Origin of the sequence: Roseinatronobacter sp. S2, assembly GCF_029581395.1 — a bacterium.
GTDB lineage: Bacteria > Pseudomonadota > Alphaproteobacteria > Rhodobacterales > Rhodobacteraceae > Roseinatronobacter.
Window position 1 is genome coordinate 17,497 of sequence record NZ_CP121116.1, and the last position, 26,870, is coordinate 44,366.

General features: G+C 59.7%; 18 protein-coding genes, 1 pseudogene and 1 riboswitch. Of the genes and pseudogenes, 18 read left to right on the forward strand and 1 reads right to left on the reverse strand.

From position 1 onward, the window contains the following. The first annotated feature begins 561 nt into the window (after positions 1 to 561). The 6 genes and pseudogenes from P8S53_RS19720 (at position 562) to P8S53_RS19745 (ending at position 10,643) form a co-directional block, all read left to right on the forward strand. Entirely contained in the window at positions 562 to 2,250 is a 1,689-nt protein-coding gene (locus P8S53_RS19720; protein ID WP_277807356.1) for a methyltransferase domain-containing protein, read from the forward strand. Positions 2,251 to 2,319: 69 nt separating this feature from the next. Further along, positions 2,320 to 3,198 carry a methylenetetrahydrofolate reductase [NAD(P)H] gene (gene metF / locus P8S53_RS19725; RefSeq protein ID WP_277807357.1) on the forward strand — a complete coding sequence of 293 codons (879 nt, stop codon included), beginning with the start codon at positions 2,320 to 2,322 and terminating at the stop codon, positions 3,196 to 3,198. 14 nt (positions 3,199 to 3,212) lie between these two features. After that, a pseudogene (gene metH, locus P8S53_RS19730) lies at positions 3,213 to 6,947 on the forward strand (methionine synthase). 69 nt (positions 6,948 to 7,016) lie between these two features. Further along, complete coding sequence (gene metK, locus P8S53_RS19735; RefSeq protein WP_277807358.1) at positions 7,017 to 8,201, forward strand: methionine adenosyltransferase; 1,185 nt, start codon at positions 7,017 to 7,019, stop codon at positions 8,199 to 8,201. Between the two features lie 50 nt (positions 8,202 to 8,251). Beyond that, a complete protein-coding gene (gene ahcY, locus P8S53_RS19740) occupies positions 8,252 to 9,640 on the forward strand; it encodes an adenosylhomocysteinase (RefSeq protein ID WP_277807394.1) in 1,389 nt (462 codons plus the stop codon). A gap of 10 nt (positions 9,641 to 9,650) precedes the next feature. Continuing rightward, entirely contained in the window at positions 9,651 to 10,643 is a 993-nt protein-coding gene (locus P8S53_RS19745; RefSeq protein WP_277807359.1) for an adenosine kinase, read from the forward strand. 132 nt (positions 10,644 to 10,775) lie between these two features. On the opposite strand, the gene P8S53_RS19750 is transcribed toward P8S53_RS19745, so the two are convergent. Continuing rightward, complete coding sequence (locus P8S53_RS19750; RefSeq protein WP_306417972.1) at positions 10,776 to 11,720, reverse strand: LysR substrate-binding domain-containing protein; 945 nt, start codon at positions 11,718 to 11,720, stop codon at positions 10,776 to 10,778. A 118-nt stretch (positions 11,721 to 11,838) separates the two neighbouring features. Here P8S53_RS19750 and P8S53_RS19755 point away from each other — a divergent pair, with 118 nt between their 5' ends. The 12 genes from P8S53_RS19755 (at position 11,839) to P8S53_RS19810 (ending at position 26,835) form a co-directional block, all read left to right on the forward strand. Next, complete coding sequence (locus tag P8S53_RS19755; RefSeq protein WP_277807360.1) at positions 11,839 to 12,825, forward strand: TRAP transporter substrate-binding protein; 987 nt, start codon at positions 11,839 to 11,841, stop codon at positions 12,823 to 12,825. Positions 12,826 to 12,866: 41 nt separating this feature from the next. Next, entirely contained in the window at positions 12,867 to 13,367 is a 501-nt protein-coding gene (locus P8S53_RS19760) for a TRAP transporter small permease (RefSeq protein WP_277807361.1), read from the forward strand. Next, positions 13,364 to 13,510, forward strand: coding sequence for a hypothetical protein (locus P8S53_RS19765; protein ID WP_277807362.1), 147 nt, complete (start codon positions 13,364 to 13,366; stop codon positions 13,508 to 13,510). Before P8S53_RS19760 ends, P8S53_RS19765 begins: the two co-directional genes overlap by 4 nt. 56 nt (positions 13,511 to 13,566) lie before the next feature. Continuing rightward, positions 13,567 to 14,664, forward strand: a complete 1,098-nt coding sequence (locus P8S53_RS19770) for a TRAP transporter large permease (RefSeq protein ID WP_277807363.1) — start codon at positions 13,567 to 13,569, stop codon at positions 14,662 to 14,664. A 28-nt stretch (positions 14,665 to 14,692) separates the two neighbouring features. Beyond that, the gene (locus tag P8S53_RS19775) at positions 14,693 to 15,754 is read left to right on the forward strand and encodes an NAD/NADP-dependent octopine/nopaline dehydrogenase family protein (protein WP_277807364.1); all 1,062 of its coding nucleotides are present in this window, start codon (positions 14,693 to 14,695) and stop codon (positions 15,752 to 15,754) included. A 220-nt stretch (positions 15,755 to 15,974) separates the two neighbouring features. Beyond that, positions 15,975 to 16,094: riboswitch (TPP riboswitch) on the forward strand. Between the two features lie 86 nt (positions 16,095 to 16,180). Further along, entirely contained in the window at positions 16,181 to 17,989 is a 1,809-nt protein-coding gene (gene thiC / locus P8S53_RS19780) for a phosphomethylpyrimidine synthase ThiC (RefSeq protein ID WP_277807365.1), read from the forward strand. A 431-nt stretch (positions 17,990 to 18,420) separates the two neighbouring features. Next, a complete protein-coding gene (locus P8S53_RS19785; RefSeq protein ID WP_277807366.1) occupies positions 18,421 to 19,347 on the forward strand; it encodes an AraC family transcriptional regulator in 927 nt (308 codons plus the stop codon). Between the two features lie 35 nt (positions 19,348 to 19,382). Continuing rightward, positions 19,383 to 21,503: a TonB-dependent siderophore receptor gene (locus P8S53_RS19790; protein ID WP_277807367.1), complete on the forward strand. Its 2,121-nt coding sequence runs from the start codon at positions 19,383 to 19,385 to the stop codon at positions 21,501 to 21,503. Between the two features lie 95 nt (positions 21,504 to 21,598). Then, positions 21,599 to 22,384, forward strand: coding sequence for an ABC transporter substrate-binding protein (locus tag P8S53_RS19795; RefSeq protein ID WP_277807368.1), 786 nt, complete (start codon positions 21,599 to 21,601; stop codon positions 22,382 to 22,384). After that, positions 22,381 to 24,354, forward strand: a complete 1,974-nt coding sequence (gene fhuB, locus P8S53_RS19800) for a Fe(3+)-hydroxamate ABC transporter permease FhuB (RefSeq protein WP_277807369.1) — start codon at positions 22,381 to 22,383, stop codon at positions 24,352 to 24,354. The genes P8S53_RS19795 and fhuB overlap by 4 nt, the downstream gene beginning before the upstream one ends. Further along, positions 24,351 to 25,145, forward strand: coding sequence for an ABC transporter ATP-binding protein (locus P8S53_RS19805; protein WP_277807370.1), 795 nt, complete (start codon positions 24,351 to 24,353; stop codon positions 25,143 to 25,145). Before fhuB ends, P8S53_RS19805 begins: the two co-directional genes overlap by 4 nt. Beyond that, a complete protein-coding gene (locus P8S53_RS19810; protein WP_277807371.1) occupies positions 25,135 to 26,835 on the forward strand; it encodes an ABC transporter ATP-binding protein in 1,701 nt (566 codons plus the stop codon). Before P8S53_RS19805 ends, P8S53_RS19810 begins: the two co-directional genes overlap by 11 nt. Positions 26,836 to 26,870 lie beyond the last annotated feature (35 nt).

Sequence of the window (26,870 nt, forward strand, 5' to 3'; positions counted from 1 at the left end):
CCGATATGGCGACCAGTATACGCGTTTCGACACGCTTTATATGGCGCGGTTGATCAGGCCCGTCACATCCGGACACCCCTTGATCCGGGCAGCACGCACATACGCGCGATAGAATGCGTTCGGATGTCTTGCTTTTATTGTGCAGATGGGCTGTCGCGGCCATCATGGCGCATTATCGTGCATAATGCGGTGATACGCGCTTATAGCGGGTTTTGGCCGTGCTGCAATTCTGCGCAGTGCATGATGCCTTGCACATCAAAGTGAATTTTTCGGCGAAATGTCGGTTACAGACCTTGAAACGTCGGTTGTGTTTCATGCATGTTGCACAGCAAGCGCTTGCGGATAAATTACTTCGGTGATCGAAGTTTTCCGCGTGCAGTGGCCGGACCGGGCCGCTCGGCGCAATCAGCATGACGGGGCGCGCAGTGTCAGACCAGCGGCGCCCGCATGAAAAAAAAGAAACGTCCCGAGTTCAGGCATGCGCTTCTGGCGCGGCTGCTTCGTCGAACGCAGACGGAATGCTTTCGCCGATCAACTCATGATGACGATGTGGAGACAGAGATGATGGATGACAAAAGCCGCAATGCGGAACTGACCATGACTGAACAGGTTTACAGCGAGGACCCGCTGGCCGACCGTGAAACCGATATGTACCGAAAGGAATATATCACCACCTTCGTCAACAAGTGGGACGAGTTGATCGACTGGAAGGGACGTGCAGAAAGCGAAGGACAGTTCTTCATCGATATTTTGCGCGCACGCGGCAAGGAACGCGTTCTGGATGTCGCTTGCGGAACAGGCTTTCATTCGGTGCGCCTTACGGAGGCGGGATTCGATGTCACCGCGTCCGACGGGTCGGCAGCCATGGTCGCCAAGGCGTTCGAGAACGGCCAGAAGCGCGGGCTGATCCTGAAGACGACACAGGCCGACTGGCGCTGGCTGAACCGTGACGTCCATGGCAAGTATGATGCCATCGTGTGTCTGGGCAATTCGTTCACGCATCTGCATGACGAAAACGAGCGTCGCCGCGCCTTGGCGGAATTCTATGCAGCACTCAAGCATGATGGTATTCTGATACTTGATCAGCGGAATTACGATGCCATGCTCGACAAGGGTTTTTCGAGCAAGCACAAGTATTACTACTGTGGTGATCAGGTGGTGGCAGAGCCGGATCATGTCGATGAAGGGCTGTGCCGGATGCGCTATTCCTTCCCCGACGGGTCGTCCTATACCCTGAACATGTGCCCGATCCGGAAGAATTATGTGCGGCGGTTGCTGTCCGAGGCCGGGTTCGAGCGCGTGCGCACCTATGGCGATTTTCAGGAAACCTATGCCGAAGATGACCCCGATTTCTTTATACATGTCGCCGAGAAATCCGCGCTGCATCTGGTTCGTTGGGGTGATGGAAGCAAGGGTGATGCAAAGCAGGATATCCGCAACATTACCGAAACTTATTACGACAGCGTTGATGCAGATACGTTCTATTCGACCATCTGGGGCGGAGAGGATTTGCATGTCGGACGCTACACGACAACCACCGATATTCGCACGGCGAGTGATCTGTCGATCGCGGAAATGATCGCGCGGCTGCCTAAGATGACCGCCGCAACCCGCGTTCTTGATCTTGGATCAGGTTATGGCGGCGCGATGCGCACACTGGTGCGAAAAACAGGCTGCGAGGCGGTATGTCTGAATATTTCGGAAACGCAGAACGAATACAATCAGGGCAAGATTCGTGCGGCCAAGCTTGGCAACCGGATCAGCGTTCGCCACGGTGCCTTTGAGGATGTGCCAGAGGCAGATGAAAGTTTTGATGTTGTCTGGAGTCAGGACAGTTTCCTGCATTCCGATCAGCGCGACACTGTGCTGGCCGAAGCGTGGCGCGTGCTCAAGCCCGGGGGGCACCTGATCTTTACCGACCCCATGCAGGCCGATGATGCCGATCCGGCAGCCCTGCAACCCGTCTATGACAGGCTTAGCCTTAATAGTCTTGGTTCACCGCGCGCTTATCGTCACGCCGCCCAATCGCTTGGCTTCGAGATACTGGAGCAGGAAGATGCCGTTGCCGATCTGCGGACGCATTATGCCCGCGTTCGTGAAGAACTTCTTTCCAATTACGATCAGCTTATCGAGGGCGGCGCTTCGGCAGCGTATCTCGACAAGATGGCCGTTGGATTGCAGAATTGGGTGAGTGCCGCCGACGCGGGCCATCTGGCCTTCGGGATTCAGCATTTCCGCAAACCCGCCTGAGATTGCTGGCGAGGGTGGCCCTCGCCGCGTCATATCCCCTACCTGTCCATCAATCACGGAGAGCGGCCCATGACCGGGATTGCGACCGATGACCCTTATTCTGTATCGTTCGAGCTGTTCCCGCCCAAGACCGCGGCGGGGCTTGCCCAGCTTGGTGATACGGTCACCCGACTGGCAACAGCCGCGCCCGGTTATTTTTCAGTGACCTATGGCGCGGGTGGCAGCACCCGCGACCGCACGGCGCACGTTGTTGACATGGTCAGGCGCAGGACAAACCAGCCTGTTGCGCACCACCTGACCTGTGTGGGGGCGTCGCGGTCCGATATTGATGCGCAGGCGCGTGATCTTTGGACAAGCGGCATCCGCCGCATTGTTGCGCTACGCGGCGATCTGCCCCCGGGCGAGGCCACGCCGTCCAACGGCTATCATGACGCGGCGGAACTTGTTGCCGGATTGCGTCGCGTGGCTGATTTCGACATTTCGGTTGCCGCCTATCCGGAAATCCACCCAGAGGCTGCCAGCGCACAGGCCGATCTGGACCATCTCAAGCGCAAGCTTGATGCGGGCGCGTCCTGTGCCATCACGCAATATGCGTTCGATACGGACCAGATTCTGCGGTTCATTGACCGCGCGCGGGCTGCTGGCATCACCGCGCCGATTGTTCCGGGCATCATGCCCGTTGCCAATTTCAAAAGCCTAAAGCGGTTTTCGGCCAGTTGCGGCGCGTCGATCCCGGATTGGCTGGTGACCATGTTTGACGGGCTGGACGATGCGCCCGAAACGCGCGCCATGGTTGCGACCAGTGTTGCAACCGAACAATGCCGCCGTCTGATCGCGGGCGGGGTCGGGGCATTGCACATCTACACGCTTAATCGGGCGGAGGTAAGCCTGGCGATTTGCCGGGCGCTTGGCATGACGCCTGAAATCCGCGCCGAGACGGCGGCATAGCAAGGACAAAGCTGATGAACACCAGACACTCTCTCGAAGATCACCTTGCCCGGCGCATTCTGGTGATCGATGGGGCCATGGGCACCATGATCCAGCAATCGAAACCGGACGAGGCGGCCTATCGCGGGACCCGTTTCGCCGATCACCCGCAGGATGTGGGCGGCAATAACGAGTTGCTGAGCCTGACACAGCCCGACATGATCCACCGGATTCATGCCGAGTTTCTGGACGCGGGCGCCGATATCCTGTGCACCAACACCTTTGGTGCGAATTCGATTTCGCAGGCGGATTACGGCATGGAACATCTTGTGGCCCAGATGAATGCCGAAAGCGTGCGGATCGCACGCGCGGCCGCCGACGCAGTTGCCACGCCCGAGCGGCCCCGCTGGGTTGCCGGCGCGATCGGGCCTACAAACCAGACCGCCAGCATCAGCCCCGATGTCAACAATCCGGGTTACCGGGCCGTCAGCTTTGACGATCTGGCCGACGCTTACGGCGCGGCTGCGCGCACGCTGATCGAGGCGGGCGCGGATTTGCTGCTGGTCGAGACGATCTTTGACACGCTTAACGCGAAAGCGGCGCTTTATGCCATCGACAGCCTGCGCGACGCGGGCCTGACCGTGCCGCCGCTGATGATATCGGGCACGATCACCGACCGCTCCGGTCGCACGCTGACCGGCCAGACGCCCGAGGCATTCTATGTCTCGCTTGTGCATGCCAAGCCGCTGTCCATCGGGCTGAACTGCGCGCTGGGTGCCGCCGATATGCGCGCCCATATCCGCGCCATTTCCGGGCTGGCCGAAATTCCGGTCAGCGCCTATCCGAATGCGGGTCTGCCCAACGAAATGGGCGGCTATGATGAGCAGCCCGAAGAAACGGCCCACCACTTGGGCGAATGGGCCGATGCGGGGCTGGTCAATATCGTGGGCGGGTGCTGCGGCACGACGCCCGCACATATCGCAGCGATTGCCCGTGCAGTTGCGGGCAAACCGCCGCGCAAGGTGCCCGCCAGGACACCGCGGCTGCGCCTGTCGGGGCTGGAGATGTTCGAGGCCGCAGGTGCGGACTAACCGCCAAAAGGATTTCCCATGACATCTGTCAGCAATTTCATCAATATCGGCGAGCGCACCAATGTTACCGGTTCGGCCCGCTTCAAGAAACTGATCATGAATGGCGATTACGACGCCGCGCTGGAGGTGGCGCGCCATCAGGTCGAGAACGGCGCGCAGATCATCGATGTGAACATGGATGAAGGGCTTCTTGACGGCAAGCAGGCGATGGTGGATTTCCTGAACCTTATCGCCGCCGAGCCTGATATCAGCCGCGTTCCCGTGATGATCGACAGTTCGAAGTTCGAGATCATCGAGGCAGGGTTGAAATGCGTTCAGGGCCGGTCGATTGTCAATTCCATTTCACTGAAAGAAGGAGAGGGCGCGTTTCTTGAACAGGCGCGCATCTGCCGCCGCCACGGGGCGGCTGTGGTGGTCATGGCCTTTGATGAAGGCGGTCAGGCCGAAACCGCGCAGCACAAGTTCGAGATCTGCAAACGCTCGCACGACCTGTTGACGGAACAGGCGGGTTTTGCGCCTTGGGATATCATCTTCGATCCCAACATCTTTGCGGTCGCCACCGGGATTGACGAACATAATGACTATGCCAACGCCTTTTTCGACGCCATCAGGCTGATCAAGGCCGAAATGCCGCATGCCCATATTTCGGGGGGGCTGTCCAACCTGTCCTTCAGCTTTCGGGGCAATAACCCTGTGCGCGAGGCGATGCATTCGTCCTTTCTGTATCATGCGATCCCGCTGGGCATGGATATGGCCATCGTCAATGCCGGACAGATCACCGTCTATGACGACATCCCCGACGAATTGCGCGATCATGTCGAGGATGTTCTGTTCAACCGGCGCGCGGATGCCACCGACCGGCTGCTGGCCATTGCCGACAAGTATCGTGGGACGGGTGCGGCCACGCAGGTCGCGGACCCGGAATGGCGCAACCAGCCGGTCGAGAAGCGGCTGGAACACGCGCTGGTGCATGGCATCGTGGATCATGTTGTCGCCGATACCGAAGAATGCCGCCAGCGGGCTGACAAGCCGCTTGAGGTGATCGAGGGGCCGCTGATGGACGGCATGAATGTCGTGGGCAATCTGTTTGGCGCGGGCAAGATGTTCCTGCCGCAGGTCGTGAAATCGGCCCGCGTGATGAAGGCCGCAGTGGCCCATCTGCTGCCCTATATGGAAGAAGAGAAGCGCCGCACGGGCGACACGTCGGCCAAGGGCAAGGTGCTGATGGCGACGGTCAAGGGCGACGTGCACGATATTGGCAAGAACATTGTGGGTGTTGTGCTGCAATGCAACAATTTCGATGTCGTTGATCTGGGCGTGATGGTCCCGGCCGAAGATATCCTGACCCGCGCCAAGGATGAGAAGGCCGACATCATCGGGCTGTCGGGGCTGATCACCCCCTCGCTCGACCGGATGGTGGATGTCGCCACTGAAATGACGCGGCAGGGTTTCGACATTCCGCTGCTGATCGGCGGGGCGACGACTTCAAGAAAGCACACGGCGCTCAGGATCGCGCCCGAATACGCGCATGGGGCGATCTATGTCGAGGATGCCTCCAAGGCGGTGGGCGTTGTCTCGAAGCTGCTGTCAAAGACGGCGCGGCGGGGCTATATCGACGCGATAGCGTCGGAATATGACCAGTTGCGCGAGGGCAACGCCAAAGCGGCCGAGCGCCCCACCACCCCGCTGGCTGCGGCGCGCGCCAATGCCTTCGATGGTGGCTGGGACCGCTACACCCCACCCGCGCCCCAGACGCCGGGGGTGACTGTCATTGACGATATGCCGATCAGCACATTGCGCGACTATATCGACTGGGGGCCGTTCTTCAACACATGGGAAATGCGGGGCCGGTTCCCGGATATTCTTGATCACCCCCAGATGGGGCCAACCGCGCGCGACCTTTACGACAATGCGCAAAAGATGCTTGACCGGATAGAGGCCGAGGGCTGGTTCAACCCGCGCGGCGTGGTCGGGCTGTGGCCTGCGAATGCGGACGGCGATGATATCCTTGTGTGGAAAGACGAAGAGCGCCGCGCGCTTGCCGCACGGATGCCGCAACTGCGCCAGCAGGGCAGGAAATCCGGCCCAAAGCCGCATATGTGTCTGGCGGATTTTGTTGCACCCAAAGGCACGCCCGACTGGATTGGCGGTTTTGCGGTCACGACTGGCCCCGAAGTTCATACGATTGCGGATCGCTACAAGGCAAGCGGGGACGATTACGAGTCCATCCTCGTCCAGTCGCTTGGTGATCGCATCGCCGAGGCTTTTGCCGAAGCGCTACATGCGCGGGTGCGCCGGTCACTTTGGGGCTATGCCCCTGATGAGCGGTTGGAAAACGCCGATCTGGTCGCAGAAAGGTATCGCGGAATCCGGCCTGCGCCGGGCTATCCGGCCTGCCCGGACCATACCGAAAAGGCCACCTTGTTCGATTTGTTGCAGGCACCCGAGCATACTGGCCTGCAACTGACCGAATCGATGGCAATGTGGCCCGCAGCCGCCGTTTCCGGGCTGTATTTCGCGCATCCGGACGCGGCGTATTACGGCATCGGGCGCATCGGGCGTGATCAGGTCGCGGATTACGCGAAACGCAAGGGCATGAGCATGTCCGAGGTCGAAACATGGCTACAACCCAGCCTTGGCTACACGCCGGGGCGCCCCGATCGGGTGGACGCAGCCTGACCAAGGCGCAGCGTCTGCTGATCCGCAGCAGGCGCAATGCAATCACAAATCTTCAAGGAAAGGGACAAGATGAGCGACAAGACTTGGCTTTTCACCAGTGAATCGGTGTCCGAAGGGCACCCCGACAAGGTCTGCGACCGCATTTCTGATGCGGTGCTTGATGCCTATCTGACAGCCGACCCGCAATCGCGCGTCGCCTGCGAAACGCTTGCCACCACTGACCGCGTGGTCATTGCCGGTGAAGTGCGCGGGCCAGACAACGTGCGCCAGCATGTCGAAGAACTTGCGCGCATGGCGATCAAGGACATCGGTTATGAACAAAAGGGTTTTTCATGGAAGACCTGCGCGGTTGAAAACCTGCTGCATGAGCAGTCGGCGGATATCGCCATAGGCGTCGATGAAGGCGACAAGGGCGAAGAAGGTGCAGGCGATCAGGGCATTATGTTCGGCTTTGCCTGCAACGAGACCGACCAACTTATGCCCGCGCCAATCCAGTTTTCACACCGCATTCTGCGCTACATGGCCGAGGATCGCAAATCCGGTGCCCAGACCGGGTTCGGCCCCGATGCCAAAAGTCAGGTAACGCTGAAGTATCGCAACGGGTTGCCTGTCGCCGTCGATACGGTCGTGGTTTCGACCCAACATATGGAGCACCTGACACAAGCCGAAGTCCGCGAGATGGTCAGGCCCTACATAAAGCGGGCTTTCCCCTCTGACTGGTCGCTGCCCGAAGACAAGCTTATCGTGAACCCGACAGGCAAATTCGTGATTGGCGGCCCTGATGGCGATGCAGGGCTGACCGGCCGCAAGATCATCGTGGACACCTATGGCGGTGCGGCACCGCATGGGGGCGGCGCATTCTCGGGCAAGGACCCGACCAAGGTGGACCGCTCTGCCGCCTATGCCGCGCGCTATCTGGCCAAGAACGTGGTCGCCGCCGGACTGGCCGACAAATGCCAGATCCAGCTGGCCTATGCCATCGGTGTGCCAGAGCCGGTTGCTGTTTATGTCAACACATTGGGCACCGGACGCGTGGACGAGGACAAGCTTGCCGCGACCCTGTGTGACATGGTCCGCCTGACGCCGCGCGGCATTCGCGAGCATCTTGACCTTCTGCGGCCCATTTACGCGCGCACGTCTGCCTATGGCCATTTCGGGCGCGATGCCACCGCCGATGGTGGCTTCTCATGGGAGAAGACAGACCTAGCGGATGAGTTGGCGCGCGTTTTCGGTGCCACCGCCGCAGCCGAGTGAACTACAGATACAAGCAAGGAAAATTTATCATGAACAAGCCCGATACCTCTATTCGAACGGACTATGTGGTTCGCGACATCGATCTGGCGGAATATGGCCGCAAGGAGATTGATATTGCCGAAACCGAAATGCCGGGGCTGATGGCGGTGCGCGAGGAGTTTGGCACGACCAAGCCGCTGAAGGGCGCGCGCATTGTGGGCAGTCTGCACATGACCATACAGACAGCGGTTCTGATCGAATCGCTGATCGCGCTTGGCGCTGATGTCCGCTGGGCGTCATGCAACATCTATTCTACGCAGGATCACGCCGCAGCAGCAATCGCAGCAGGTGGCACGCCGGTATTTGCCGTCAAGGGCCAGACCCTGGAAGAGCACTGGGATTATCTGGATCGGTCGTTTCAGTTCCCCGACGGAGCGAACATGATCCTTGATGATGGTGGTGATGCCACGCTTTATGTGTTGCTGGGCGCACGGGCGGAAGCTGGCGAAGATATCATCCCGGTGCCCCAGTCCGAGGAAGAGAAAGTCGTCAAGGCGCAGATCAGGAAGCGCATGGCACAAACCCCCGGCTGGTTCACAAAGACCCGTGACGCGATCAAAGGCGTATCCGAGGAAACCACCACCGGCGTGCATCGTCTGTATGAGTTGCAGCGCAACGGCCAGCTTCCTTTCCCTGCAATCAACGTCAATGACAGCGTGACCAAGTCGAAATTCGACAACAAATACGGCTGCAAGGAATCGCTGGTTGACGGCATTCGCCGCGCCACCGACACCATGATGGCGGGCAAAGTGGCTGTGGTGTGCGGCTATGGCGATGTTGGCAAAGGGTCTGCCGCCAGCTTGCGCGGCGCAGGTGCCCGCGTGAAAGTGACCGAAGTTGACCCGATCTGCGCGCTGCAAGCCGCCATGGACGGGTTCGAGGTGACAACGCTGGAAGATGTGGTCAGCACCGCTGATATTTTCATCACCACCACCGGCAACAAGGACGTCATCCGCATCGAGCATATGCGCGAGATGAAGGATATGGCGATTGTCGGCAATATCGGCCATTTCGACAATGAAATTCAGGTCGCCGCCCTGAACAACTACAAATGGACCAATATCAAGGATCAAGTGGACATGATCGAGATGGGTCCGGGCAAGCGCATGATCCTGCTGTCGCAGGGCCGCCTGCTGAACCTTGGCAATGCCACCGGCCACCCCAGTTTTGTGATGTCGGCCAGCTTCACCAATCAGGTGCTGGCCCAGATCGAACTTTGGAGCAAGGGGGACCAATACGGCAATGATGTCTACGTCTTGCCCAAGCACTTGGATGAAAAGGTCGCGCGCCTGCATCTGGAACGGATCGGCGTGAAGTTGACGGAACTGCGCCCCGATCAGGCCGACTATATCGGCGTGACGCCCGAAGGCCCGTTCAAGCCCGAACATTACCGCTATTGAGGAGTCGTTGATGACACTGAAAACACCTCATATCGTGGGCCTTGGCAACGCGATCGTCGATGTCGTGGTCGCTGTGGACCCATCTGTTATTGACCGTCATGGCCTGAGCATGGGTGGGATGCATCTTGTCGATGCCAAAGCAGCCCGCACGCTTTTTGACGAGGTCGGGCCGGGGGTGCGCCAGTCCGGCGGATCGGTGGCCAATTCCATCGCGCATCTGTCCGAGACCGGCGTGAAGGGGACGTATCTTGGCAAGGTCGCCAATGACGAGCTTGGTCAGGTCTTTCGCGATGAAATGGCTGCGATGGGTATTGCTGCGCCCGTTGCTGTTGCACAGGATGAGTCGCTGGGCACGGGGCGCTGCGTCGTTCTGGTCACACCCGATGGTGAACGCACGATGAGCACCCATCTTGGTGCCGCTGTCGAGATTTTGCCTGCGGAGGTGCGCGCGCCCATGCCCGACGCCTTCGATATTCTTTTCGTCGAAGGGTATCTGTGGGATGCGCCGAATGGCGCGGCAGCAATAGAAACAGCGGCAGAGCTTGCCAAGGCGGCTGGCGCGCGCATCGCAATGTCGCCGTCGGACGCGGGCTGCGTTGCGCGCAATGCAGCCGCGATGCAAGGTTTCATCACACGTTACTGCGATATCCTGATCGGCAACAGCGTTGAGATTGACGCGCTTGCGGGAACCAACGGGGCCGAAGCTGCGCTTGACTGGGCGCTGAGGCAGGTTGCGGTCGCCGCCGTGACAGAGCACGACAAGGGGTCGCTGGTGGCCGATGCGACGGGCCGTCACCGTATCCCTGCTGTTGCCGTGTCCCGCGTGGTGGATACAACCGGCGCTGGCGATGCCTATGCCAGCGGGTTTCTGGCCGCGCTCGCACTTGGCGAGAGCATCATTGATGCCGGTCAGCGCGGGGCAGAGATGGCCGCGAAAGTCCTGGTGCATTACGGCGCCCGCGATGGCGCTGCGGCGCGGGCGATTTCCCTTCCCGCTGCCTGAATTTCACCGAAGTTCCGGGGCGCGGAATGCCGCCCCGGAACAATATCGGGGCAGAGAGCTGACAGACCTGTAAGGGGGGGGTATCAGGCTTTGGTGCTGCCACGATGATCTGCGCATTTAGCGATCAGAACTTCAGTCCTGGAAAGCCCAGTCTGGTAACATCGGCTCGATTTCCTCGCGCACGATACGGGTGGCAAACGCGATCGGATCGCCAAGTTTGGTGTGTAAAGGGACAATCATCGAATAGCTTAGTTCGACACGCGGCATGAAGCGGCGGATCACGATGGCATTGCTGCGGCACGCGCGGGCAGAGAACGGGTCCATCAATGCAAGACCGACCCCTTCGGAAACAAGGCTTCCTGCGGTTGCAGCAAACAGTATTTCGCCGACAATATTGGGCGATATCTGCTCGGCCGCAAAAACATCGTTGATCTGGGGGCGGATGCTGCCGCTTTGGCCAAGCACTATCAGCGGTTCATGTTCAAGTTGGGACACATGTATGGTGTCATTCGCCGCCAGCGGGTGCGACCGCGGGAGTACGCAAACGGCCTCGACCCGGCTTTCATGCACGACACGCACATCATCCGCGCTGGCGGGCAGGGTGCAAAATCCCAGATGATGCTGCCCCCGCGCAATCTGGTCTGCAATCGACATGGAACTGTCGGTATGGATGCTGAAACGCAACTCGGGGTAGGCGCGCCGCAAGGCCCCGACCACAACCGCCACATATTCCAATGACAGAAAAGGCGGCGCCGCAATCCGCATCAGCGTTTGTGGAAAGCGCTTGATCGTGCGCGCGGCCTGTTCGATCTGATGCAGACCCAGAAAGACGCGCTCCACCTCCTCCATAAGGCGCAAAGCGTTGTCAGTGGGTTTCAGCCGCGGACCGTTGCGTTCAAAAAGCTTCAGCCCCAGCCCCAGTTCCATATCGGCGATCAGCCTGCTTACGGCGGGTTGGGAAATAGACAGCATTTGTGCCGCCGACGTCATCCCGTGTGTTCGCATGACGGCGCGAAATGCCTCTACCTGGCGCAAGGTGACGCGCGGCAAGGGAGTATCTTTCGGAAGGTCTATCATAACTCTAGCGCATTATAGGATACTTTATTGATATTTGACATTATAGTTAGGTTGTCTGATCCTTTGTCAATGAAGAAGGCGCACACCAAGCGTCACAATCAACAGGGAAAGGTTCAAAATGAAAAATATTGCTCAGCTTTCAACTGTCTGCGTTCTTCTTGCCGGCATCGCGCTGCCGACAACGGCCCAGACGTTGCGCCTGTCAACACAGGCCAATGCACCACACCCGTGGCTTGATGCCGCCGAAGCGCTGCGCGAGGATATGCTGGAGGCGACGGACGGGCGTGTGGATATCCGCATCTTCAGCGGCGGTTCGCTTGGAAATGACGCAACCGCACTGGACGAAATGCGCTTGGGGACAATCGACATCCTGATCGGCGGCACGCAGGAAGCCACGCCCTTCTTTCCCGAATTTCAGCTTTTCTCGCTCAGCTATCTTTTTGCCAATGATGAGGCACTTCGCGCGACGGTTGCCACAGACAGCGCTGTTTCAGACTATTTTCGCGATGTGTATGCGAATAACGGAAGTGGGCTGAAACTGCTTGCGCTGACAGGGGGCGGCGTCCGAAATCTTAGCAACCGCAGACATAGCGTGACTGAGATCGAAGATATTTCCGCCCTGCGGATGCGTGTGCCGGGGTCGCGTATGGACGCCTTGATGTGGGAAACATCGGGTGCGCTGCCGTCCTCGCTGCCGTTCACAGAGCTATACACAGGCATGCAGACAGGCGTTGTCGATGCATTCGAGAGTACGATCAGCGCCTATGTCGCAAACAAGCTGTATGAGGTTGCGCCCTATCACGCCCGGACTGAACATCAATTCATGGTCAGCCATATCACCATGAGTCAGGCCAGCTTTGACAGGCTTAGCCCCGAGGATCAGGACGCGTTGATGGACGCCGCCGCGCGCGCCTCTCAGGTGGCTATTGATGCGGGCATCCAATATGACCAATCGCTGCTGCAACCGCTGATCGAAAGCGGGCAGGTGACCGTGACCGAGGTTGACAAGGCACCCTTTATTGAAATCGTCGCGCCACTGCATGATCAGGTCGCCGCCGAACTTGATGTCGCGGATCTGCTGGAATTGATCCGCAGCGTCGAGTGACCACCCGAACCAGGTCTGTATCAGAGAAGGTCGGTGCGCGCATGATAAGCAAGCTCAACAACATCATAGAGGCTATACTGAAGATCACAGGCGGTGTTCTGTTTGCAGCCTTTATCTTGGTGATCCTGTTTCAGGTATTTGTTCGGAATTTCATTTCGATGTCCTTTGTCTGGACAGATGAAATCGCGATGTTTTGTTTCATCTGGAGTGTCTTTCTTGGCGCCGCCATAGGATACCGCCACGGATTGCATTACGTTGTCGAAGTTGTTCCCGAACACTATGTGCGCATCAACCTTTTCCTGCGCCTGCTGGCTATTGTCCTTGGGTTTCCCTTGATCTGGGTGATGGCCGTCAATGGTCTTGAATATGCCCAGCTTGGCTGGCGGCGTTATTCATTTTCGCTTGGGTTTCCGCTGTTTTACCAGAACATCGTCGTCGCAATCAGCGGCGCGGCAATGATGCTGTTTACAATAGAGATTGCCTTTCAGGGTTTGCGGGAAGTCCGGGGAATATCCTCCATCGGGGGCAAGGAGCCGGAATGAATTCCATCGTCATATTATTGGGAAGTTTCATCGCACTGATCACCCTGCGTGTTCCAATTGCCTTCGCAATAGGTGTGTCGTCATTGCTGACGGTGCTGACACTTGGTCTGCCGCCGACATCGGTGGTCAATCAGATGGTGTGAACATCAACTCTTTCGCGCTGCTGGCAGTTCCTTTTTTCCTGCTGCTTGGACGGTTGATGAACGACAGCGGCATCACCGAGCGGCTGATGATGTTCGCGCAATCCATGGTCGGACACATTAAGGGCGGCCTTGGTCACATCAATGTTCTGGTAAGTATGATGTTCGCCTCGATGTCAGGTTCGGCTGCGGCAGACACTGCCAGTGTCGGGGCGATCATGATTCCGACCATGAAGAAGGCAGGTTATCCGGCCCCTTTTGCGGTGGCGCTGACCGCGACATCCTCGACCTTGGGGGTGATTATTCCGCCATCGATCCTTTTCGTAATATACGGTGCGTTCGGGAACATCTCGATTGCGGCGCTGTTTCTTGCGGGGATCGTGCCCGGTGTGCTCGTTGGGCTTGTGCAGATGGGTTACACATATCATGTTGCCAGCCGCTATGGCGTCGTGAACCCCGAACGCGTTGACTTTCGTGGTCGGCTGCGTTCCGGGCGGATGGCGGCACCAGTGCTTCTTATCCCCATCGTCATCCTGGGCGGTATCACCAGCGGCTTTTTCACAGCGACCGAAGCGGCTTCTGTTGCTGCATTGATCGGGTTTGTGCTGGCAGTGGTCGTCTATCGGACCATCAGGCCGGGGCAACTGTTCGAGCTGATCTCTTCTACGGTCGTGGCCTATTCTTTGCCGATGTTCGCGGTGGCAGCCGCCGGGATCATGGGTTGGCTGATAGCCTATATGGGCATCGCGCAGGATGTTGCGGACTTCATCCTGGGTGTGTCGGATCACCCGATTGCGGTGATGCTTATGATAATGGTCTTCTGCCTGCTGGTGGGAACTGTCCTCAGCCCTATGACCGCAGTGATCATCTTCTTGCCGATCATCAAGGAACTGACAAGTGCCGCGCAGATATCCGATATTCACATGGCACTTGTTGTCTGCCTTTCGCTTGCCGTCGGGCTGACAACGCCACCTTATGGCATTTGCCTGCTGATCGCGGCGCAAATCGGCAATGTTTCGACGCCCCGTGCGTTCATGGCGGTCCTGCCCATCGTTGGGCTGACACTGCTTGTGATCATCGGGGTCATTCTATTGCCGGATGTTTTCCTTTTTCTACCACGCACGTTCTTTCCGCAATCCTTCGGAATCGCTGGCTGAACGTCGCCCAAACAACCAGAGACAGAATATGAAAGTTGCAATTCTTGGTGGTGGTGCCATTGGCATCACCTATGCTGCCATGCTGACCCGGTCCGGCCATGATGTCGTTCTGTGGTCTGAAACGGCGGGTCCGTTGAATGATACAATATATGTCGAGGGTGCGTTCAGCTTCTCGGGCCATATCCATCAGGACTCTGATCTGCGCAAGGCGGTTCAGAACGCAGATGTGCTTATTTGTGCGCGCGGTGCCAGAGGCACGCAAGACCTGATCGACCAGCTTGTGCCGTTAACCACGTCTGGCCAGACACTTATCTTCAGTGCGGAACTTAGCCTGTGTTCTGCCTATGCGGACCAGTTGCTGAAAAGCGCGGGCAAACAGGTCCCGATCATGTCGTGGTCTACCACTGTTGTCACTGCGCGCCGGATTGCTGCCGACCGCATCAGCTGTGGCACCGTTCGGGACCGGGTTGACTACGCAGTAACCGCTGCGCGTGTCCCAGACGACAGCCAGACGGTGCTGGGGGGCTTGTTCAACACAGAGTTCCGCGAATTGCCCAGTGCCCTGGCTGTTGCCCTGAGCAACCTTAACCCGCCCATACATCTTGCCAATGCGCTGGCCAATCTGACGCGAATAGAAAAGGCCGAGAATTGGGAGAATTATGCCGGTATCACACCATCAGTCGGGCGTGTGATCGAAGCGCTTGATCTGGAACGGCTGGCATTGGCGGCGCATTTCGGATTGAAGGTGCGCACAGTTTTCGAACACTATCTTTCAACGTTTCCGGGCATCACAGCCGGCCCTGTGACCGCAATGGCATCACAAGTCAGCAGCAAGGGTCCGTCTGTGCCCGGGCCACGGTCACTTGATACGCGCTATTTGACCGAGGACATTCCTTTTGGGTTGGTTCCACTTGTACATATTGCCGGTCTTGTCGGTGTGGACATGCCACTTCACAAGGCAGGGATCAGACTAGCATCTGTTTATGCCGGACAAGATTTCGGGGCCGAGAACCGGATGCTCGGGGCTGTATCCGAGCATTTGAAAACACACAAAAGCCCCTGTCAGACTATACCTTCCGGCCCTGCATAAACCCATTGCGCTGGCAAATGGCGCTTACAGAAGCCGCGCGGGCGGGCACCAGTTCCAGCGTCATTATGGGTGCGTCCATGTTTCTGCTTGAGCAGCCCGATGGCAATGCAGTAGAAAATCCTGATCATGCTGTTTTGAAAAGCATGCTGAAAACGCGTTGTGCGTGGTCGTCAGACCATGCTGGCTGCATTGACATCCAAGAAGCTTGCCCACAGAGTGACCATTCCACCAGGGGGGTTCCGTCAAGGAACTGAGATACTGCTGGGCCGCAAGGCAGCGCAGGGACCCTATGAACCTGATCCAGTTCATACTGGCGTAGGGACGGTGCGGATGCGCGGGCATGCGGTCGTTGGCCATGTTGCCGGTGTATTCATTCCCCCTTCCAGCATGCTGGGTCTCCAATGCTCGCAAGGCAAGGAGCCTGACATGAAAGATACACCCACCCCCAAAGTGACCACCGGGCCGCTGCCCGCCTCGACCAAGGTTTTCCATCACGGTATGCTATACCCCGATCTGCGCGTGCCGATGCGCGAAATTGCGCTGCATCCCAGTGCGGACGCGCCGCCGGTCACGGTTTACGACTGCTCTGGCCCTTATACGGATGAAACTGCCGAAATCAGCATCGAGCGCGGCTTGCCGCGTGCGCGCGAAAGCTGGCTGTCAGCGCGCGGCGATACCGAGATCTATGCGCCGCGTCCTGTGCAACCGGCAGATAACGGGTTCGTTTCCGACGACAGGCTGACACCGGAATTTCCGGCCCGTCACCGCCCGTTGCGCGCGAAAGCGGGCAAATCAGTCAGCCAGATCGCCTATGCACGCGCCGGTATTATCACCCCCGAGATGGAGTTTGTGGCGATCCGCGAAAACCTTGGCCGCGCGGAGATGCGCGAAAAACTGATGCGCGACGGCGAAAGCTTTGGCGCGGCCATCCCCGATTTCGTGACCCCGGAATTTGTGCGCGATGAAGTGGCGCGCGGGCGCGCGGTCATCCCCGCCAATATAAATCACCCGGAACTGGAACCCATGGCGATTGGCCGGAACTTTCTGGTCAAGATCAATGCCAATATCGGCAATTCCGCAGTCACATCTTCAATGGCGGAGGAGGTGGAGAAAATGGTCTGGGCCATCCGCTGGGGCGCCGATACGGTCATGGACCTGTCGACGGGGCGCAATATTCACAACATCCGCGACTGGATCATCCGCAACGCGCCTGTGCCCATCGGCACTGTGCCCATCTATCAGGCGCTGGAAAAGGTTGGCGGGGTTGCTGAAGACCTGACATGGGAAATCTACCGCGACACGCTGATTGAACAGGCCGAACAAGGCGTGGATTATTTCACCATCCATGCAGGCGTGCGCTTGTCACATATTCCGCTGACGGTGGACCGTGTGACAGGCATTGTCAGTCGCGGCGGGTCGATCATGGCCAAATGGTGCCTGCACCACCACCGAGAGAGCTTTCTGTATGAGCATTTCGCCGAAATCTGCGAGATTATGCGCGCCTATGATGTCAGCTTCAGTCTGGGTGACGGGTTGCGGCCCGGATCAATTGCCGACGCCAATGACGCGGCCCAATTCGCGGAACTGGAAACACTGGGCGAGTTGACACAGATTGCGTGGGCGCATGACTGTCAGGTCATGATCGAAGGCCCCGGCCATGTGCCGATGCACAAGATCAAGGAAAACATGGACAAGCAACTGGCGGTCTGCGGCGAAGCGCCGTTCTATACGCTTGGGCCACTGACCACGGATATTGCACCGGGCTATGACCACATCACCAGCGGGATCGGGGCTGCGATGATTGGCTGGTTTGGCACGGCGATGCTGTGCTATGTCACCCCAAAGGAGCATCTGGGCCTGCCTGACCGCGATGACGTGAAGACCGGCGTGATCACCTATAAGATCGCGGCGCATGCCGCCGATCTGGCCAAGGGCCATCCGGCGGCAAAACTGCGCGACGATGCATTGTCACATGCCCGTTTTGAGTTCCGCTGGGAGGATCAGTTCAACCTGTCGCTTGATCCTGATACCGCGCGATCCTTTCATGACCAGACCCTGCCCAAAGAAGCGCACAAGCTTGCGCATTTCTGTTCCATGTGCGGGCCGAAATTCTGTTCAATGAAAATCAGCCATGACATCCGCGACGCTGCCCGCGCCGAGGCTGGACTGGCGGAAATGGCGGAACGCTACCGCGACGGGGGTGATCTGTATATGCCCGTCAAGGACAAGACCTGACGCGCAGCGCGTCAATCAGGTCTTAGGATAGAGCCAACCCGCGGTTGAATGCTCTTTCAACGCTATGTAGGGCCGCAGATTTCGCGGCCTTACAATATCACTTCGGTTGTGCGAACGGCGGTATGGTCAGATCATCTCTCCGCCGTGGCTGGCAGATTCCACAATTTCCGCTTGCGTGAAGGCCAGCAGTATCTTAGTGAAACTATCAGGAATTAAGCATGTCGCCCTTCATGCGCCATCCAGCCCCTGTGCCAGACCCGCGCCTGACCAATCAGACCCGTGAAAGAAGCAGGAGCCATTTATTGTGGCAAGGTCTTATTCTTTTTCTTTTTCGTGCCCCGACGTCGTGCAGGGCGGGTTGCGGTCAGTAAACGTGCCACGAAAGGCGCGCAGCGGTGCAACTGATGGCAGGTGATGAATTCCGACCGCGAATGACCACCCAGACCAAGGCATTGCAGACGCTTGATCCGTTGGCTTACCGTCGATTTGGTGGTGCGATTGCTGATTTGTGGAAAGTGCGGGGCGCGGCTGGCGGTGGCGGCTTTTATATTGCGCCCGATCCCAGACTGGTGGTGTTTCTGGATGACGACGTGCCGCCATTTCTGATGCGCACCTCACCTGCAATGCCGTGCCGGTCCCAGCTTCGTGCTTTTTTCATTCCGGCCAATACCCCATTATGGAGTCATCTGGACGTGGCGTGCGATTTCCGCCATCTTGATATTCACCTTCAGTCGGCAAATCTGGCTGCGCGGATCAGGCACGGTGGGTTGCGCGCGGATACCAGCACGCCCCGGTTTTTTGACGACAACCAAAACCTGCTGACCCTTGCCCGGCTTGCAGCGCGCGAAATATCGCAGGGCAAGCAGAATGATATGATGCTTGACGGATTGCTGACCGCGATTCTGGCTGATGTTTTTGAACCAGACAGGGAAAATGGCACCAGCCCTGATGATCGGCACGATTTACCCCCAAAGGGGCTGAATGCCCGTCAGGTTGCGGCGCTGGAAGATCTGGTGCTGTCGGATCTGTCAAATCCGCCCGGTGTCCGCGCCATGGCGTCCCGGCTTGGGTTGTCCGAGGGCCGCTTTGCGCACGCCTTTCGCGAAGCGCTTTCGATGAGTCCGTCGAAATGGGTGACCCTTAAACGCCTGCGCATGGCCGAGCAGATGATGCTGGAGCAACGGTTGTCGCTGGCGGACATCGCTTATGCCACGGGGTTTGCGGATCAGGCCCATATGTCGCGCGTGTTCAGTTCACAAAACGGGATGCCGCCATCGCGCTGGCGAAAGCTGCATGCCGCGCGGGAATCTACAAGTTGCAGCAGGTTCCTTCAAGACTTGCACGAAAGACCAAGTTAAACGCTCGACAATTGTGCAGTATCAGAGGTCCCTTAATGAAAACCTATCCTTTGCTCCTTGCGGGCGGCAGTTTGATGGCGGTTATGTCCACTGGCGCGCTAGCACAGGACACGCCCCGCGACACGTTTCTGGGCACCCTGACCTTGTCGGGCGGTGAAAACCCCACCGCGCCGCTGGACAGCAGCGTCGCGCAAAATGCTGCCAGCACCAAGACATCGCGCCCGATCACCGAGGTTCAGGCATCGGTATCGGTCATTCCCCGTGCCCAGATCGAGGCAACCGGCGCGCGCAATCTTGCGCAGGCCCTGACCTATTCCGCCGGTGTCGTGGCCGAGAATTATGGCGGCGATCCGCGGTTTGACAGCCTGTTCCTGCGCGGCTTCAATCTGGAAAACGACAAGTTCCTGGACGGCTTGCGCCTGATGCGGTCGACGCAATTCCCCACAAGCGCCCCGGCATTTGACCTGTATGGCATCGAGCGGGTTGAAGTGCTGCGCGGACCCGCTTCCTTGCTATACGGCGCGGGAACGCCGGCGGGCATTGTGAACATGATCCAGAAACGCGCGCAGGCTTCCGGGGATTTTACGGAAACCGGCATATCAGCGGACAGCAACGGGTCGCTGGCGCTGTATGGTGATGCCAATCGGGTGGTGAATGGCCGGCTGGCCTGGCGGGTAACGGCCCGTTTGTCGAATGACCGCACGGATGTTCGCCAGATCGACAACAAGCGCGGCTATCTGGGCCTGTCGGCCAGCTATCGACTGGGTGATGCCACCGAGATAGAGGTTATGGCGAGCTATCACGCCGATGAACCCATGTCGCCGACGGGTGTGCCGCCATCACTGGTCGGGGTTGTGAATGCGCGCGACCTGCGCGCGTTCAATTTCGCCGATGATGCGTTCAACACAAGTGACCGCAAGATGACCACGCTGGGTTTCGGGATCACGCATGAATTCGACACCGGCTGGAAACTGAACGGGACGTTCAGGTATACAAATTTTGCATGGGATTACCGCAACATTTACCTTTCGGGGGGCGCTACGGGAACTGTCGTCAATCGCGGTGCTATTGACCAGCGCGAACGCTTCACAGCGGCTGCCGCCGATATCCGCCTGTCGGGACAGGTGGACACAGGGGCCATCCGGCATGAACTGACCTTCGGCGTTGATGCACAGCGCCTGTCCGAGGATGCAAGCTCTGCCTTCTCCAATGTCAATGCGATTGATTTCGCCGCCCCGGTCTATGGCAATGCCGTTGCAGATGCGCCTTGGTACACCGCTGAAAAGCGCGTTCGTGCAACCCAGATCGGGCTGTATGCGCTGGACGAAATGAGCATGGGAAACTGGCGTGCAACACTGGGGTTGCGTCATGAATGGACACGCCAGAAAGGTGAGAATGTCACCAATTTCAGCAACACGGATTTTGCCCGTTCCGACCAGCAACTGACGGGGCATGCGGGGTTGGGGTATGTCTGGGACAGCGGTGTTTCGGCCTATCTGTCTTATGCAACATCCTATCTGCCGCAACCGGGCTTTGATATTGACGGCAGCACCCTGAAACCCACACAGGGCAAGCAATGGGAACTTGGTGTCAAATATGCCCCCACCGCATTTGAGGGCCTTTTCACCGCCGCAGCCTATGACCTGCGTGAAACCGACAGAAATACGACCGTCACCGAAACCATCGGCGGCAATCCGGTCACAGGGCTGCGCCAGATCGGGCAGGCGCGCATTCGCGGGCTGGAGTTGGAAGCCGTTGCCGAATTTGGCGAAGGCTGGCAGGTCAAATCCGCGTATACCTATACGACCACACGGATCACGGGCGACAATAACGGCAATGAACTGGCCAACACGCCCCGCCACGCCGCCAGCCTGTGGGTGTCGCATGACTTCCGCAAGGGCGCGCTTGAAGGGCTGACCCTTGGCGCGGGTCTGCGTCATATCGGGGGGCGTTGGGCCAGTGATGCCAATGCCGAACGGCTGGATGCCGTGACCTTGCTTGATCTGGGCGCAAGCTACGAATTTGCGTCTGGAATGACGGGTCGGCTAAGCATTTCCAATGTGGCGGACAGGGCCTATATTTCGGCCATAGGGCACAGTTCCAGCTATTTCGGCAACGGGCGCACCTTGCAGGCCAGCCTTTCGCATAAATGGTGACGGCGCGTTCCCTGTCGCGCAGGCGCATGCTGTCGTTGATTGGCCTGGGGCTTTTGGGTGCTGGGCCCGGCCGCACCGCGCAGGCGGGGCAGGGAATGCGCATTGCCGCGATTGATTGGGCGATGGCGGAAACAGCCATCGCCCTTGGTGCTCCGGTTACAGCGCTGGCAGAACTGCGCGCGTTCCGCCGTGCGGCCCCGCAACTGGACACAACCAGCGCAACCGATCTGGGCTTGCGCGGCGCGCCCAATCTGGAAGCGCTCAGCCTGATCGGGGCCGATCTGATCCTGTCGTCAAATTACTACGCCTTCGTTGAACCGCAACTGGCGCGGATTGCGCCAGTGTTCAGCCGGGCCATCTATGTGCCGGGACACGAACCATTCCCGCGCGTCATGACCCTTCTGGACGGGCTGGGCGCGCGTCTGGGTGTTCCTGATCATGCCGCTCACACACGCGCAGGGTACGAGGCCAGCTTTGCCCGGCTTGCCGCGCAGGCACGTCCGTTTGCCCGCCGCGACCTGCTGCTGATCCAGATCGGGGATGCGCGCCATATGCGCGTCTTTGGTCACGACAGCCTGTTTGGGGGGGCGGTCACCGCACTTGGCTTGCGCAATGCGTGGGGGGATGGCACGCGGTTTGCCTTCGCCGCGCCGGTTCCGATCACGCATCTGGCGCGGTTTGCGCAAACTGCGCTGGTCATTGTCGGCGATGTCCCGCATCAGGCCCGCCGCGCCCTGAGCCGTGGCGCGTTATGGAACAGCCTGCCGCAGGTGCGGGCAGGGCGCGTGCATCATCTGCCTGAATTCAGCGCTTTCGGGGCGATCCCTTCGGCGCTGGCATTTGCCACGGCCCTTGTTGCCGCATTGGAGCAGCAGGCATGAAATCAGCTGTTCTGGGCACGGGCTTCGCTGTCGCGGGCGTGTTGTGGCTTCTGGCCGCAGCCCGATTGTTGCCGCCCGCACAGTGGCTGGTCTGGCCCGGCCCGATGCACGCCCTGACGCTGGAGCAGTTGTTGTTTTACTTCAGCATGCTGCCGCGTCTGGCCATGGCGTTGCTGGTCGGGGCCATGCTGGGGCTGGCGGGCGGGCTGATGCAGGCGGTGCTGCGCAACCCGCTGGCCGATCCAACCACGCTGGGCAGCGCATCTGGCGCGCAGCTTGCGATTGTCGCCGTCACACTTTACGCGCCTGCGGTGCTGTCATTCGCGGGGGTGTTTCCCGTCGCATTGACCGGGGCGGGCCTGACAACAGGGCTGGTGCTGGTCCTTGGGGCGCGGCGTGATTTCGCACCTGTCACTGTAACCATTGCAGGCATGCTGGCGGGGCTTCTGGCATCCGCCATCGCCACCGCAATGACGCTTGCACAGGGGCATTACCTGTTGTCGCTGATTATGTGGAATGGCGGCGCGCTGACCCAGATGGACTGGTCGGGCACGCAGCGGATGGTGGTTGCGCTTGCGCTAGGGCTGGTCCTTGCCGCCATGCTGGCGCGTCCGCTGCTGGTGTTGGGGCTTGGCGGGGCATCCGCGCAGGGGCTTGGGCTGCGCGTGGCCCCGCTGCGGGCGGGTGTTTTGTTGCTGGCTGTGGCGTTGTCCGCGCTTGTGTCGGCAGAAGTGGGGTTGGTGGGGTTTGTGGGCCTTGCTGCACCGGCGCTGATCCGCGCGCTGGGGGTGCAGGGGCTGCGCGCACAGCTTTTGGCGGCACCTGTCGCAGGGGCAATGCTGCTGGCACTGGTGGACAGCCTGCTTTTACTGGTCGACACGCTGGGGGGACCGGCCCTGCCTGCGGGCGCGCTGACCGGGTTGATCGGGGGGCCGTTGCTGATCTGGCTGCTGTCGCGGTTGCGCACAACGGTTCCGCCGCGTTCTGAAGGTGCCGCGCATCCGGCGGCGCGCGCGCACGCGCCGCGCCGCATAATTTCGGCGCTGGCGGTCGCGCTGGTTTTGCTGACACTCGCCGCAGTGTTGTTGGGGCGCGGGCCTTATGGCTGGGGATTTGTTCCGCCGGAATTCATCGTGCATTTTGTGCCATTGCGCGCGACGGCGGGTCTGGCCGCGCTGGCGGCGGGGGCATTGCTGGCGTCTGCCGGGGCCTGCCTGCAACGGCTGAGTGCGAACCCCATGGCGGCGCCCGAAGTGCTGGGTGTCACAGGTGGCGCGGCACTGGGATATGCAATTGCGGTTTTCGTGCATGACGGGGCAGGGCCGCTGACACTGGGCATCGGCGCGGGCATCGGCGGGGCGGCCGCGTTGATGCTGCTGGCGGCACTGGCGCTGCGCCATGACATGGCCCCCGTGCGTGTGCTGCTGTCGGGCCTTGCGATCGGGGCTTTTGCGTCGGCGGTACTGGGCGGGATCATGGCATCTGATGACCGGCGGGCATGGCTGATCATGGGCTGGATGGCAGGCAGCGCGGGCCAGACCACACCCGCAGGGGCGATGGGGCTGGCTGTGCTTGCCGTGGCCGTGCTGGCCCTGTTGCTGGTGTGCGCGCGCTGGCTGGATATTCTGCCATTGGGTGCAGCCGTGGCCCGCATGCTGGGCGTGCCGGTGGTTGCCGTGCAACTGGGTCTGATTGTGCTGGCGGGGCTTGCCACAGGGGCCGCGACGCTTATTGTAGGTCCGGTCAGTTTTGTTGGCCTGATGGCCCCGCATCTGGCGCGCAGTCTGGGGCTGGTGCAGGCGCGTCATTTCGTTGCGGGAAGCTGGCTGATCGGGGCCGGGCTGATGACACTTGCGGCGTTCGGGGCGCGCACGGCCAGCTATCCCTATGATCTGCCCATGGGGTTGTTTGCAACGCTGATCGGCGCACCGTGGCTGTTTGTGCATCTGATGCGAAGGACAAGGGGATGAACCTGTTTACGGTAAGCGGCCTGCAATTTGACGTGGGTGCGCGCACAATACTGAAGGGGCTGGACCTGAACATCGCGGCGGGCACGCTGACCGCGCTGGTTGGCCGCAACGGGTGCGGGAAATCCACATTGATCAAGCATCTGTCCGGCCAGATCAGGGCGCAACAGGGTGCTGTGCATTATCGCGGGGCCTGCCTGTCTACATGGCAGGCCCGTGCGCTGGCGCGCGATCTGGCCTATCTGCCCCAGACCACGCCTGCGGCCGAAGGTGTCACGCTGGAAGAACTGGTGGCACTTGGCCGCTACCCATGGCGCGGCGCATTGGGCCGGATGCGTGCCCAGGATCATGATGCAGTGGCACAGGCCATTGCCCGTTGCGGGCTGGAGTCCCTGCGCGAACGTCTGGTCGATACCCTGTCGGGGGGCGAGCGCCAGCGCGCATGGATTGCGATGATGCTGGCGCAGGGGGCGCGCAGCCTGCTGCTGGATGAACCCATCTCGGCGCTGGATGTCGCCCATCAGGTCGAGGTTCTGGGCTTGCTGGCCGATATGTGCCGCAATCACGGATATTCGGTTGTTGTTGTCTTGCATGATGTGAACATGGCCGCACGGTATTGCGACCATGTCGTCGCCCTGAAATCGGGGCAGGTGGCGCTGCAAGGCCCGATTGACACCCTTATGACCCCGGACGCATTGGCGCAGGTCTATGACCTGCCCATGCAGGTGCATCATGGTGCACACCAGCCATTTGCCTTGCCGACACACCGCACCGGAGGACGCCATGTTGCGTGAATTTCTGTCCTATTATCTTCCACACAAGCGGTTGTTCAGTTGGGTATTCGGCGCGGCCATCCTGTCGGGGTTGCTGGAGCTGGCCTTTCCGCTGGCCATTGCCGCATTCATCGACACATTGCTTCCGGCGGGCGATCTGTATCTGATCCTATGGGCGGCGGCAGGGTTGCTGGCGGTTTATCTGCTGAATACGGCCCTGATGGCGGTGGTGATCTATTGGGGTCACAAACTGGGGATCGAGATCGAAACCGACATGCGCGCGCGCGCCTTCGCGCATCTGACCCGCCTGTCATGGGGGTGGTATGACCGCGAACATACCGGCAAGCTGGCCGTGCGCGTCACGCGGGATCTGGAAGAAGTCGGCGAGGTTGCCCATCATGGCCCCGAGGACCTGTTCATCGCTGTCATGACCTTTTTGGGGGCATTCGCGCTGATGGCGCTGCTGCATCCGTTGCTGGCGCTGGTCACAGGTGTCATTGTGCCGCTGACAAGCTGGCTTGTGGTGGTCTATGGCGGGCGCATGACGCGGACATGGCAGGCCATCTATGCCCGTGTTGGCAATTTCAACATGCGTCTGGAAGAAGCACTTGGTGGTATTCGTGTGGTGCAGTCCTTCGGCAACGAGGCCCATGAACGCGGGCTGTTCGCCCGTGACAATCATGCCTATCGCGCAACCAAGCTGAACGCATACCGGATCATGGCGACGTCCAGCGCGATCAATTACATGGGCCTGCGTTTCGTGCAGCTTGTTGTCATGGTTCTGGGTGCGGGGTTCGTGCTGCAAGGCAGTTTGTCGGCAGGCGGGTTCGTGGGGTTTTTGCTGCTGGTCGGGGTCTTCGTGCGCCCGCTGGACAAGATCGCGGCTGTGATCGAAACCTATCCGCGCGGGATTGCCGGGTTCCGGCGGTATCAGGCGCTTTTGGCAACTCAGCCCGATATCTCCGACCCCGCTGATGCCCGTCCCGCGCCCGTGTTTCGCGGGGATATCAGCTTTGATCAGGTCAGCTTCGGGTATGACCCTGCGCGCCCGGTGCTGCGCGATGTAAGCTTTCGCGTAGATGCAGGCCAGACTGTTGCCTTTGTTGGGCCATCGGGGGCGGGCAAAACGACGCTGCTGGCGCTGTTGCCGCGGTTTTACGACCCGCAGGCAGGTCAGATCCGCATCGATGGTCACGCGCTTTCGGGTATGACGCTGACATCCGTGCGGCGCCAGATCGGGCTGGTCAGTCAGGACGTGTTTCTGTTTGGCACAACCTTGCGCGACAATATCGCCTATGGCCGTCTGGGTGCGTCCGAGGATGAGATACTGGACGCCGCCCGCCGCGCGCAGCTTGATGATGTGCTGCACGCCCTGCCCGATGGGCTTGATACCCAGATTGGTGAACGCGGTGTGATGCTGTCGGGCGGGCAGAAGCAACGTGTGGCCATCGCCCGCGCCTTTTTGAAAAACCCGCCGATCCTGATACTGGACGAGGCTACTTCGGCGCTGGACAGTGAAACGGAAGCCCGCGTGCAAAGCGCGCTGGACGATCTGTCAAAGGCGCGCACAACACTTGTTATCGCGCACCGGTTGCGCACCATCCGCAATGCCGACCGGATCATCGTAATGAAGGACGGCCAGATCGCAGAGATGGGCGATCATTCGGGGCTGGTGGCGCAGGGCGGGCTTTATGCGCGCCTTGCCAGTTAAGAGGGGCGCGCTGTGATACTGCGTTTCCGCTTTTC

What these genes read in the sequence shown, in the direction of transcription:
- P8S53_RS19720 (WP_277807356.1), top strand. Translation starts at nt 562, where the DNA reads ATGATGGATGACAAAAGCCGCAATGCGGAACTGACCATGACTGAACAG.
- metF (WP_277807357.1), top strand. Translation starts at nt 2,320, where the DNA reads ATGACCGGGATTGCGACCGATGACCCTTATTCTGTATCGTTCGAGCTG.
- metK (WP_277807358.1), top strand. Translation starts at nt 7,017, where the DNA reads ATGAGCGACAAGACTTGGCTTTTCACCAGTGAATCGGTGTCCGAAGGG.
- P8S53_RS19745 (WP_277807359.1), top strand. Translation starts at nt 9,651, where the DNA reads ATGACACTGAAAACACCTCATATCGTGGGCCTTGGCAACGCGATCGTC.
- P8S53_RS19750 (WP_306417972.1), bottom strand. Translation starts at nt 11,720, where the DNA reads ATGATAGACCTTCCGAAAGATACTCCCTTGCCGCGCGTCACCTTGCGC.
- P8S53_RS19755 (WP_277807360.1), top strand. Translation starts at nt 11,839, where the DNA reads ATGAAAAATATTGCTCAGCTTTCAACTGTCTGCGTTCTTCTTGCCGGC.
- P8S53_RS19760 (WP_277807361.1), top strand. Translation starts at nt 12,867, where the DNA reads ATGATAAGCAAGCTCAACAACATCATAGAGGCTATACTGAAGATCACA.
- P8S53_RS19765 (WP_277807362.1), top strand. Translation starts at nt 13,364, where the DNA reads ATGAATTCCATCGTCATATTATTGGGAAGTTTCATCGCACTGATCACC.
- P8S53_RS19770 (WP_277807363.1), top strand. Translation starts at nt 13,567, where the DNA reads ATGAACGACAGCGGCATCACCGAGCGGCTGATGATGTTCGCGCAATCC.
- P8S53_RS19775 (WP_277807364.1), top strand. Translation starts at nt 14,693, where the DNA reads ATGAAAGTTGCAATTCTTGGTGGTGGTGCCATTGGCATCACCTATGCT.
- thiC (WP_277807365.1), top strand. Translation starts at nt 16,181, where the DNA reads ATGAAAGATACACCCACCCCCAAAGTGACCACCGGGCCGCTGCCCGCC.
- P8S53_RS19785 (WP_277807366.1), top strand. Translation starts at nt 18,421, where the DNA reads ATGACCACCCAGACCAAGGCATTGCAGACGCTTGATCCGTTGGCTTAC.
- P8S53_RS19790 (WP_277807367.1), top strand. Translation starts at nt 19,383, where the DNA reads ATGAAAACCTATCCTTTGCTCCTTGCGGGCGGCAGTTTGATGGCGGTT.
- P8S53_RS19795 (WP_277807368.1), top strand. Translation starts at nt 21,599, where the DNA reads ATGCGCATTGCCGCGATTGATTGGGCGATGGCGGAAACAGCCATCGCC.
- fhuB (WP_277807369.1), top strand. Translation starts at nt 22,381, where the DNA reads ATGAAATCAGCTGTTCTGGGCACGGGCTTCGCTGTCGCGGGCGTGTTG.
- P8S53_RS19805 (WP_277807370.1), top strand. Translation starts at nt 24,351, where the DNA reads ATGAACCTGTTTACGGTAAGCGGCCTGCAATTTGACGTGGGTGCGCGC.
- P8S53_RS19810 (WP_277807371.1), top strand. Translation starts at nt 25,135, where the DNA reads ATGTTGCGTGAATTTCTGTCCTATTATCTTCCACACAAGCGGTTGTTC.